The sequence below is a fragment of the Variovorax paradoxus genome, from assembly GCF_000834655.1.
GTDB lineage: Bacteria > Pseudomonadota > Gammaproteobacteria > Burkholderiales > Burkholderiaceae_C > Variovorax > Variovorax paradoxus_F.
The window spans coordinates 108,887-119,142 of record NZ_JXQQ01000065.1 but is presented as its reverse complement, the minus strand read 5'-3'; the positions used below and the strand labels follow the sequence as shown (position 1 = coordinate 119,142).

The window sequence follows — 10,256 nt, the reverse complement described above, 5'->3', positions numbered from 1 at the left end:
CCGCCGCTACTGGCTTGCGGAGCATCACGGCAACCGCGGCTATGCCGGCTCGGCGCCCGAAGTGCTGGCCTCGCATGTGCTCGCCAGGACCTCGCGCATCCGCGTGGGCACCGGCGGCGTCATGCTTCAGCACTACAGCCCGTTCAAGGTCGCCGAGACCTTCCGTGTGCTTGCGTCGCTTGCGCCGGGGCGCGTGGACCTGGGTGTCGGCAAGGCGCCCGGCGGCTTGCCGCTGACCAGCAAGGCTCTGCAGTGGCTGCACGATCCGGTGAAGAAGAACGAAGACTTCGCGGTCCGCCTCGCCGAGCTCGATGCCTTCCTGCACGACGGCGTCGCCGCGGACCACGCGCTGGCCGGCGCGGTCGCCACGCCGAACCCCCCGCAGTTGCCGCAGCGCGTGCTGCTCGGCGGCACGCCGGAGAGCGCGACGCTCGCGGCGCGCCTCGGCTGGGAGTTCGTCTACGCCGGGCACTTCAACGGCGACCCGGTGAACATCGGGCAATCGATCGAGGCCTACCGCTCGGCCACAGGTCGCGCGCCTTTGCTCGCGCTCTTCGCATTCGCGGCCGAGACGCATGAGAAGGCGGCCGAGCTCGTCGGCGCGCTGCGCAGTTTCAAGGTGCACCTGCCCGGCGGCCAGAGCGTGAACCTCGGGAGCCTCGAAGCCGCCGCCGAGTTCGCGCGGCAGGCCGGCGTGACCGACTACCGCACCGAAGAGCGGCGCCCGCATGTGATCGCGGGCACCGCCGACGAGGTGCGCGAAGAACTCGACGCACTGAGCGAGCGCTACGGCATCGAGGAGTTCGTGATCGACATCCCCGTGGCCGGTTTCGCCGAACGTGCGACCGCCGTCGAGCTGCTGGCCCAGGCGCGCGAACCCGCGCTGGCCTGAGCGCCTTCACCCGTTTCCTTTCCACCTCCGGAAGAACACATCGCGATGAGCAACATCAAGTTCGGCGTCATGCTGCAAGGGGCCGGCAGCCACATGAATTCGTGGAAGCATCCGGGCGGGCCGGCCGATGCCAGCGTGAACCTCGACTTCTTCGTGCGCACCGCGAAGAAGGCCGAGGACAACGGCATCGTGTTCGCCTTCGTGGCGGACGGCCTCTACATCAACGAGAAGTCGATCCCGCACTTCCTCAATCGCTTCGAGCCGATCTCGATCCTGTCGGCGCTCGCGACCGTCACCTCGAAGATCGGGCTGGCGGGCACGGTCTCCAGCTCGTACAGCGACCCGTTCACGGTGGCGCGCCAGTTCGCTTCGCTCGACCTGATCAGCGGCGGGCGCGCGGGCTGGAACGTGGTGACCACGCCGCTCGAAGGCAGCGCGAAGAACTACAGCCGCAACCACCCCGAACACGCGCTGCGCTACGCGATCGCCGACGAGTACCTGGCCGTCACGCAGGGCCTGTGGGACAGCTGGGACGACGACGCCTTCACGCGCAACCGCGAAACGGGTCAGTTCTTCGACCGCGAGAAGCTGCACACGCTGGACCACAAGGGCCGCTTCTTCGAGGTGGCGGGGCCGCTGAACATCCAGCGTTCGCCGCAGGGGCAGCCGGTGATCTTCCAGGCCGGCTCCTCGGATGCGGGCGTGGGCCTCGCGGGCAAGTACGCGGATGCGGTGTTCACGCATTCGCCCTCGATCGAGGAAACGCGCGCCTTCCTGAAGCAGGTGAAAGCCAGCGCGGTCGCACAGGGCCGGCAGGCCGACGACGTGAAGATCTTCCCCGGCATCGGCCCTGTGGTGGCGGCCACCGAGGAAGAAGCCGAGGCCAAGTACCGCGCGATTCGCGAACTGCTCACCATCGAAGAGGCGCTGGCTTACCTCGGCCGCTTCTTCGATCACCACGATTTCAGCCAGTACCCGCTGGACGAGGCCTTCCCCGACCTGGGCGACATCGGCCGCAACAGCTTCCGCTCGACCACCGACCGCATCAAGGCCAAGGCGAAGGCCGGCGGCCAGACGCTGCGCGAGGTGGCGCTCGAAGTCGCCACGCCGCGCACGCAGTTCGTGGGCACGGGCGAGCGCATTGCGGACGAGATCATCCGCTGGGTGGACGAGGGCGCGGCGGACGGCTTCATCCTCGGCTTTCCGGTGCTGGGGCAGGGGCTGGACGACTTCGTCGAGTTCGTGATTCCCGCGCTGGAGGCGCGCGGCCGCTACCAACGCGAGCTGCCCGGGCAGACGCTGCGCGATCACCTCGGCCTGCCGCGCAAGGCGAGCCGCCATGCGGTGGCACACGACGCCATCGACGCCACGCGAAAGGCCGCCTGATGAGCGAACAGTTCGTCTACACCACGCCCCTCGACCCGCGGGCCCAGCCATTGGTCGACGGCCTGACCTTCGAGTACGACAGCCGCTACGGCGACGTGCTGCGCGAGCCCGGCGCACCGCGAGAGATGGACCGCTATCCGCCCGAGGCGTTCGCGCCGCCGCACGGCAACTTCGTGCTGCTGCTGCGCGACGGCATCGCCATCGGCGGCGGCGCCTTCATGCGGCATGACGAGCGCACCGCCGAACTCAAGCGTGTGTGGACGCGCACCGACCTGCGGCGGCAGGGCCTCGCGAGCAAGGTGCTGCTGGAGCTGGAGGCGCAGGTACGGCGCCAGGGCTACGAGCGCATCTACCTCACGACGGGCTTTCGCCAGCCCGAGGCTGTGGGCCTGTACCGCGGCCACGGCTACACCGCGCTGTTCGAGGACGCTGTGGACCCCGAGACGCCGCGCAAGCTGCCGTTCGAAAAGCACCTGGCGTTGCCGCGCCACCATGGCCAACCCGCTGCGTTGGGCGAGGCGGTGCAGCGATGAACACGACCACCATCCTCGACGTGGGGCCGGAGCCGCGCAACCCAGCACCCGTTCGCCCCGCAACCCGGCCCGAGCCTTCGGCGCCGCAGCAGGCCGCGCCCGCCAAGGGCGACTACTCCCACTTCCGCGTAGTGCCGGCAAAGTACCCGGCACGCACGGTGGGCACCGTGTTCGCGGTGCTGCTCATCGGCATCGTGCTGCATTCGGTGCTGACCAATCCGCGTTGGGGCTGGGGCGTTTTTGCGCAGTGGTTCTTCGCCGACCCGGTGCTCGCGGGCCTCGGCCGCACGCTGCTGCTGACGGCGCTGGGGGCGGTCTTCGGCTTCGTGCTGGGCACGGGCCTGGCGCTCGCCCGGGTCTCGCGCTCGCCGCTGCTTGCGCGGCTGTCGTGGGTGTTCACCTGGCTCTTCCGCTCGGTGCCGATCATCGTGCTGCTGTTGATCATCAACAACCTGGGCTACCTGTACGAGACGGTGGCGCTGGGCATTCCGGGCACCGACATCACCTTCTTCTCGTACCCGACCACGCAGCTGATCAGCCCGTTCATCGCGGCGCTGCTGGGCCTCACGCTGAACCAGGCGGCCTTCGCCTCGGAGATCGTGCGCGGCGGCATTCTTTCGGTGGAGCAGGGACAGCTCGAAGCGGCGGCGGCGCTGGGTCTTTCGCGCAAGCGCCAGGCCTTTCGCATCGTGCTGCCGCAGGCGATGCGGACCATCCTGCCCACGGCCTTCAACGACATCATCGGCCTGGCCAAGGGCACGTCGAACCTCTACATCCTCGCGCTGCCCGAGCTGTTCTACACGATCCAGATCATCTACCGGCGCAACCTGGAAGTGATTCCGCTGCTGATGGTGGCCACGGTCTGGTACCTGGTGATCCTCACGGTGCTGTCGGTCGCGCAGCACTACATCGAGCGGCATTTCTCGCGCGGTGCGCTGCGCAACCCGCCGCGCTCGCGGCTGGCCGGCGTGGCGCGCGGCCTCTGGCGCGCGAAAGCGCCGGTGGCGGCGGAGCCTTCCGTGTCTGCGCCGCCCGCACCGGTGCTGGTGCCGCGCTGGACCGACCCGCTCACGCTGGGCGGCGAGGTCACGATCCACGGCGTGTCGAAGAGCTTCGGCGCGCTGAAGGTGCTCGACGACGTGACGCTCACCGTGCCGCAGGGCAGCGTGACGGTGATCCTCGGGCAGTCGGGCTCGGGCAAGTCGACGCTGCTGCGTTCCATCAACCACCTGGAGCGCGTGGACGACGGCTTCATCGCGATCGACGGCGAACTCATCGGCTACCGGCGCGACGAGGACACGCTGTACGAACTGCACGAGAAGGACATCCTCCGGCGCCGCGTCGATGTCGGCATGGTGTTCCAGAACTTCAACCTGTTCCCGCACCTCACCGTGCTGGAAAACATCGTCGAGGCGCCGGTGTCGGTTCGCGGCCTGGCGCGTGAGGAGGCCGAGGCGCTGGCTTCGGAGCTCCTGGTGCGCGTGGGCCTGGGCGACAAGACGCATGCCTATCCGCGCCAGCTCTCGGGCGGCCAGCAGCAGCGCGTGGCCATCGCCCGCGCGCTCGCGCTCAAGCCCAAGGTGCTGCTGTTCGACGAGCCCACTTCCGCGCTCGATCCCGAGTTGGTGGGCGAGGTGCTGGCGGTCATCAAGGAGCTCGCGCGCTCGGGCACCACGCTGGTCATCGTGACGCACGAGATCGGCTTTGCCCGCGAGGTGGCCGACACCATCGTCTTCATGGAGCAGGGCCGTATTCTCGAAACCGGCACGCCCGACAAGGTGTTCAACGCGCCCACGCATCCGCGCACGGCCGAGTTCCTGGCCAAGGTGCTCTGACCCATTTTTTTCTGACCGGAATCCTTCCCATGATCCATCGCAAGAACATTCTTTCCGCGCTCCTGGGCGCCGCCATGCTGCTGCCGCTGGCGGCTTCGGCGCAGCCTGCCACCGACCTGAGCCCCGAGCAGGCCGGCCGACCGCGCGCGCAGAAGCTGGAGGAGGCCGTCAGGCTCGCCAAGGACTTCAAGTTCCAGAAGGAGGGCGTTCTGGTCGTCGGCACCACCACCGGCCGCCTGCCGTTCGCAGCCTATGCAACGGACACCAGGACGCCCGTGGGCAACGCCCCCGACATTGCGCAGCTCGTAGCCGACAGCCTCGGGCGCAAGCTCGAACTCGTGTCCACCGCCTGGGCCGACTGGCCGCTCGGCCTGCAGTCGGGCAAGTTCGACGTGGTGGTCTCCAACGTGACGGTGACCGAGGAGCGCAAGGAGAAGTTCGACTTTTCCACCTACCGCAACGACCAGTTGGGCATCTACGTGAAGTCGGACAGCAAGCTCGGCGCCATCAAGGAGCCGAAGGACATCGCGGGCCTGAAGCTCATCGTGGCGGCCAGCACAAACCAGGAGCAGATCCTCCTTCGCTGGAACAAGCAGAACGTCGCGGCCGGGCTCAAGCCCGTGGAGATCCAGTATTACGACGACGATGTGGTGCAGCGCCTGGCGCTGCAGTCGGGCCGCGCCGATGCGTATGTCGGCCCCAACGCCATCGCGGCCTACGAGGCGCGCGACGGCAAGACGCGGCTCGCGGGCCTGGTCTCCGGCGGCTGGCCGCTGAACGCCGAGATCGCCGTCACCTCGCGCAAGGGCTCGGGCATTGCCGAGGCCATCACGGTGGCGCTGAACGCGCAGATCAAGAACGGCAACTACGCCAAGGCCCTGTCGCGCTGGAGCCTGGATTCCGAGGCGATCGAAGTCGCGCGCACCAACCCGCCCGGCCTTCCCAAGAACTGAGGCGGGCTGCACATGTCTTTAAAAAGCAAGGCCGGCGCATTGGTCGCGTTCGGTTTCATCGCAGCGACGGCAGCGCAGGCCGCCGACAAGTTCGACTTCAGCCCCGAGCAGAAGGGCCGCCTGCACACGGGCAAGGACGCCGAGGCGGTCGCCGCCATTCCCCCGGGCTTCAAGTTCGTGAAAGAGGGCGTGCTGACCATCGCGATCGCGCCGTTCGCGCCACCCATTTCCACCTATGCCACCGATGCGAAAACCGTCGTCGGCTTCGACCCCGACTTCGCGCTCCTCATCGCCGAATCGCTGGGCCTGAAGCTCGAACTGCAGCCCGTCGCATGGGCCGACTGGCCGCTGGGCCTGGCCTCGGGCAAGTACGACGCGGTGATCTCCAACGTGGGCGTGACCGAGCAGCGCAAGGAGAAGTTTGACTTCTCCACCTACCGGCTCGGCCTGCACGGCTTCTACGTGCGCACCGACAGCGCCATCAGGTCGATCAAGGAGCCGAAGGACGTGGCGGGCCTGAAGCTCACGACCGGCGCCGGCACGAACCAGGAACGCATCCTGCTCGAATGGGACCGGCAGAACGTGGCCGCGGGCCTGAAGCCGGTCGCGATCCAGTACTTCGACGACGACGTGACCCGCTGGCTGGCGGTGACCACCAAGCGCGTCGATGCCAACTTCAACCCCAATGCGCCGCAGGCCTACGAGGCGGCCAAGAACGGGCAACTGCGGCTGGTCGGCACGGTGAATGCCGGGTGGCCGCTGAAGTCGGACGTGGCGGTCGCCACGCGCAAGGGCAGCGGCCTCGCCGCGGCACTGAGCATCGCGGCCAACGGCCTGATCCGCAGCGGCACCTACGGCAAGGCGCTCGCGCGCTGGAGCCTCACGGAAGAGGCACTGCCGAAGTCCGAGATCAATCCACCCGGCCTGCCCAAGTTCTGAAAGCGGCGACAACCGTGGCCATCCATCACATCGGCTTTCTCACGCCCGGCAACTACGCCGAGGCCGACCCGCTGGCAGGTCTCGAGGCGGCGCTGCAGCTCTTCGAATTCGGCGAGCGGCGCGGCTTCGACAGCGCCTGGGTGCGGCAGCGGCACCTGGAGCGTGGCGTGTCGTCGGCCACCACCATCCTGGCGGCCGCGACGCAGCGCACGCGCCGCATCGAGCTGGGCGCCGCGGTGATCCAGATGGGTTACGAGAACCCGTTCCGCCTGGCCGAAGACCTGGCCACCGTCGACGTGCTCTCGCGCGGCCGGCTGCAGGTGGGCCTGAGCGCGGGCGTGCCGCCGCACGGCGCGCTGCTGGGCAGCCGCCTGTACGACGCGGCGCCGAACACCATCGACTTCACGCACAAGCGCGTGGCGCGCCTGCGGGCCAACCTGGAAGACGTGCTGCTCGGCGACGACGACACCTTCGTCGAGTCGGCCGGCGGACGCGTGCGGCCGCGCGTGCAGCCCTATGCGCCGGGTCTTGTCGACCGGCTCTGGTACGGCGGCGGGTCGCTGCGCTCGGCCGAATGGGCGGGGCGCAATGGATTCAACCTGCTGCTGGGCAACGTGCTCTCGGGCGAGCACACGGACGATTTCCTGCAGGCGCAGTCGGCGCTGATCGAGCGCTACCGCGCGAGCGAGGCAGGGCCGCGCCCGGGAAGGGTCGCGCTGGGCCGGGTGATCGTGCCGCTCGATGGTGCCGATGCGGCCACGCGACGGCGCTACCGCGAGTTCGCCGCGGGCCGCGTCGAGCGCACGCTCGCGCCGCAGGGCGAGCGGCGCACGCTCTTCGCGACGGACCTCGTGGGCACCTCCGACGAAATCCTGGAGCGGCTGCAGAAGGACCCTGTGCTGCCGCAGGTGACCGAACTGCGCGTGGAGTTGCCCTACAACTTCGCGAGCGAGGAGTACGAGCAGATCCTGGACGACCTCGCGCGCCGCATCGCGCCGTCGTTGGGGTGGCATGCCACGGCCGAGCCTGCGCGCGAGGCGGCGCTGCTGGCAGCTTGATGCGGTTGCCCCTTTTTCTGCTGGGTGCATTCGCTGAATTGGTTATGGACTTATCGCAAACGCTTCGTTGGTGATCGGCGCGCGACTGCCTAGAGTCCAGCCTGTCTTTTTCACGATCATTCACAAGGAGTTCCGCATGTCGATTCTCAGCAGATGGTGGCGAGCCGCGTCCTTCGCCACGCTGACCTTCCTGGCCACCTCGCCGGCCGCTTTCGCGCAGGCCTCCGCCGACGGCAGCGGCCCGCTCGTGTCTACCGAGTGGCTCGAGAAGAACCTGAAGAACCCGAAGCTGCGCGTGATCGAGGTGAGCGTGAACCCCGGCCTCTACGAGCGCGGGCACATTCCCGGCGCCGTCAACTTCTCATGGCACAACGACCTCAACGACCGCGTGCGGCGCGACATCGTGAGCCAGGCCGATTTCGAGAAGCTGCTGTCCACGGCCGGCGTGGACAAGGACACCACCATCGTCCTGTACGGCGACAACAACAACTGGTTCGCGGCATGGGGCGCGTGGGTGTTCGACCAGTACGGCCTGTCGAACGTGAAGCTGCTCGATGGCGGCCGCAAGAAATGGGAGGCCGAGAACCGCGGGCTGGACAACCGCGCGCCCGAATACGCCGCCACCCGCTTCAAGGTGACGCAACCCAACCCGCAGATTCGCGCGCGGCTGGCCGACGTGCTGGCCGTGGCCGAGGGCAGGAGCGACACGAAGCTGGTCGACATTCGTTCGGCCGACGAATACAGCGGCAAGATCTTCGCGCCCGCCGGCGCCGCCGAGCTGGCGGTGCGCGCTGGCCACATCCCCGGCGCGGCCAACGTGCCGTGGGGCCGCGCGGTCAATGAAGACGGCACCTTCAAGTCGGCCGCCGAGCTGAAGGCGCTCTATGCGGGCGTGGGCATCGACGGCAGCAAGCCGGCCATCACCTATTGCCGCATCGGCGAGCGTTCGAGCCACACCTGGTTCGCGCTCAACAGGATTCTTGGCTACAAGAACGTGCGCAACTACGACGGCTCGTGGACCGAGTACGGCAACGCCGTCGGCGTGCCGGTCAACAACCCGAGCGGCACGATCTGGGCTTCCAGGTGACGGGGTTCGACGAATGAGTTCGAGGTGAGTCGGAGTCGGGTTGTCTTCATCGCCAACTCGACGGACGACTTTTGAGCGGGCCCTCGGGCTCGCTTTTTTTATGGATGCGCCGGAACGGACATGACCACTTCATCGCCTTCACTTTCCCGCAGCGGCCTCGCTGCAGCCGCGGCAACGGTGTTACTGATCGCAGCCGCCGTGCACCTGCTCGGCGAGCGCAGCGGCGGCCGGGCGCTCGCCTTCGCGCTCGGGCTGGGCGCCGTGCTCGGCGTGGTGCTGCAACGCTCGCGCTTCTGCTTCTATTGCCACGCACGCGACTATTTCGAGGGCGGCGATGCGCGCGGGCTGCTCGCCATCGTGGCGGCGCTCGCGGTCGGCACGGTGGGCATGCACGTCGTCATGACGGGCTGGCTGCCGGTGCCGCAGCCGGGACGCCTGCCGCCAGATGCGCACATCGGGCCGGTCAGCTGGGCGCTGGTGCTCGCGGGCCTGGCCTTCGGCGCGGGCATGGTGGTTTCGGGATCGTGCATCAGCGCGCACTGGTACCGGCTGGGCGAAGGCTCGCCGACCGCGCCGTTCGCGCTGCTGGGGGCTGCCGGCGGTTTTCTGCTGGGCTTCAACAGCTGGAATTGGCTGTACAGCGCGACCATCGCCGAGGCGCCGGTGGTGTGGCTGCCGCACCACCTGGGCTATGCGGGGTCGGCTGCGGTGCAGCTGGGATTGCTGGGCGTACTGAGTGCGGTGCTCTGGCGACGGCTGCCCACGGCCGATGCGCCGGCAGCGACGCCCCGCAGTTTTGCCGCGGCGCTGCGCGGTCTGCTGCAAGGACGTTGGGCATATGGATGGGGCGGCATCGCGGTCGGTGCGATCGCGGTGATCGTGGTGCTGCGGCTGCGCCCGCTGGGCGTGACGGCCGCGCTCGGAAGCGCCGCGCGCGACTTCGGCAATGCACAGGGCCTGCTGCCGCAGCGGCTCGATGGGCTCGATGGCTTCGGCGGCTGCGTCACCGCCGTGGTCCAGAGCCTCTGGCAGACACCGAATGCGTTGCTGGTCGGCGGCATCGTGGCCGGCGCGCTGGCCGCGGCGCTTGCGAGCGGGCAGTTCAAGCCCGCATGGCCCAAGCCCGGCCAGATCGTGCGCGGCCTCGGTGGCGGCGTGCTGCTGGGGTGGGGTGCGATGACAGGACTTGGCTGCACGGTCGGAAACCTGCTCTCCGGCACCATGGCCGGCGCGCTGTCGGGTTGGGTGTTCGGTGCGAGCGTGCTGTTCGCGGTGTGGGCGGGGTTGCGCGTGCGCCGGGTCTACACCGCCTCGGACGCACTCACTCGCGGTCGATGAAGACGCCCGCGCACAGCGCGATGCCCACGACGTAGAGCAGCCAGGTCCACGGCACCGCGTAGGGGTACAGCATCAGCGCCACGCCGATCCACTTGCTGCGCCGGCGGCCGGAACGCTTGCCCCACCGGTAGGCCGCGATCCCGGCGAGGCCGAACAGCACGGCGCCGAAGATGTAGGCCGGGCTCGGCAGGGTGATGCCGAGCGACTGCAATGCTTGCAAGTTGTCCATGGGGCG

General features: G+C 68.7%; 10 protein-coding genes. 9 read left to right on the top strand and 1 reads right to left on the bottom strand.

Going from position 1 to position 10,256, the window contains the following annotated elements; translation table 11 throughout:
* From RT97_RS23635 to RT97_RS23590, 9 genes are all read left to right on the top strand, one after another.
* The coding region (locus tag RT97_RS23635; protein WP_042581267.1) for an MsnO8 family LLM class oxidoreductase at nt 1–892 on the top strand (892 nt) is incomplete at its 5' end.
* Between the two features lie 45 nt (nt 893–937).
* Nucleotides 938–2,278 (top strand): LLM class flavin-dependent oxidoreductase, encoded by a 1,341-nt coding sequence (locus RT97_RS23630; RefSeq protein WP_042581266.1) that lies wholly within the window; start codon nt 938–940, stop codon nt 2,276–2,278.
* Entirely contained in the window at nt 2,278–2,811 is a 534-nt protein-coding gene (locus tag RT97_RS23625) for a GNAT family N-acetyltransferase (RefSeq protein ID WP_042581265.1), read from the top strand. Before RT97_RS23630 ends, RT97_RS23625 begins: the two co-directional genes overlap by 1 nt.
* A complete protein-coding gene (locus RT97_RS34050) occupies nt 2,808–4,646 on the top strand; it encodes an amino acid ABC transporter permease/ATP-binding protein (RefSeq protein ID WP_080898405.1) in 1,839 nt (612 codons plus the stop codon). Before RT97_RS23625 ends, RT97_RS34050 begins: the two co-directional genes overlap by 4 nt.
* 29 nt (nt 4,647–4,675) lie before the next feature.
* Nucleotides 4,676–5,599: an ABC transporter substrate-binding protein gene (locus RT97_RS23610; protein ID WP_042581264.1), complete on the top strand. Its 924-nt coding sequence runs from the start codon at nt 4,676–4,678 to the stop codon at nt 5,597–5,599.
* Between the two features lie 12 nt (nt 5,600–5,611).
* Nucleotides 5,612–6,538 carry an ABC transporter substrate-binding protein gene (locus tag RT97_RS23605; protein ID WP_042581263.1) on the top strand — a complete coding sequence of 309 codons (927 nt, stop codon included), beginning with the start codon at nt 5,612–5,614 and terminating at the stop codon, nt 6,536–6,538.
* Between the two features lie 14 nt (nt 6,539–6,552).
* Nucleotides 6,553–7,596, top strand: coding sequence for an LLM class flavin-dependent oxidoreductase (locus tag RT97_RS23600; protein ID WP_042581262.1), 1,044 nt, complete (start codon nt 6,553–6,555; stop codon nt 7,594–7,596).
* Nucleotides 7,597–7,732: 136 nt separating this feature from the next.
* A complete protein-coding gene (locus RT97_RS23595; protein ID WP_042581261.1) occupies nt 7,733–8,683 on the top strand; it encodes a sulfurtransferase in 951 nt (316 codons plus the stop codon).
* A gap of 120 nt (nt 8,684–8,803) precedes the next feature.
* On the top strand, nt 8,804–10,021 hold the full coding sequence (locus RT97_RS23590) for a YeeE/YedE family protein (protein ID WP_042581260.1): 1,218 nt from the start codon (nt 8,804–8,806) through the stop codon (nt 10,019–10,021).
* On the opposite strand, the gene RT97_RS23585 is transcribed toward RT97_RS23590, so the two are convergent.
* On the bottom strand, nt 10,005–10,250 hold the full coding sequence (locus RT97_RS23585; RefSeq protein WP_042581259.1) for a hypothetical protein: 246 nt from the start codon (nt 10,248–10,250) through the stop codon (nt 10,005–10,007). The two genes, RT97_RS23590 and RT97_RS23585, sit on opposite strands and share 17 nt — an antisense overlap.
* Nucleotides 10,251–10,256 lie beyond the last annotated feature (6 nt).

What these genes read in the sequence shown, in the direction of transcription:
- RT97_RS23625 (WP_042581265.1), top strand. Translation starts at nt 2,278, where the DNA reads ATGAGCGAACAGTTCGTCTACACCACGCCCCTCGACCCGCGGGCCCAG.
- RT97_RS34050 (WP_080898405.1), top strand. Translation starts at nt 2,808, where the DNA reads ATGAACACGACCACCATCCTCGACGTGGGGCCGGAGCCGCGCAACCCA.
- RT97_RS23605 (WP_042581263.1), top strand. Translation starts at nt 5,612, where the DNA reads ATGTCTTTAAAAAGCAAGGCCGGCGCATTGGTCGCGTTCGGTTTCATC.
- RT97_RS23630 (WP_042581266.1), top strand. Translation starts at nt 938, where the DNA reads ATGAGCAACATCAAGTTCGGCGTCATGCTGCAAGGGGCCGGCAGCCAC.
- RT97_RS23595 (WP_042581261.1), top strand. Translation starts at nt 7,733, where the DNA reads ATGTCGATTCTCAGCAGATGGTGGCGAGCCGCGTCCTTCGCCACGCTG.
- RT97_RS23610 (WP_042581264.1), top strand. Translation starts at nt 4,676, where the DNA reads ATGATCCATCGCAAGAACATTCTTTCCGCGCTCCTGGGCGCCGCCATG.
- RT97_RS23590 (WP_042581260.1), top strand. Translation starts at nt 8,804, where the DNA reads ATGACCACTTCATCGCCTTCACTTTCCCGCAGCGGCCTCGCTGCAGCC.
- RT97_RS23585 (WP_042581259.1), bottom strand. Translation starts at nt 10,250, where the DNA reads ATGGACAACTTGCAAGCATTGCAGTCGCTCGGCATCACCCTGCCGAGC.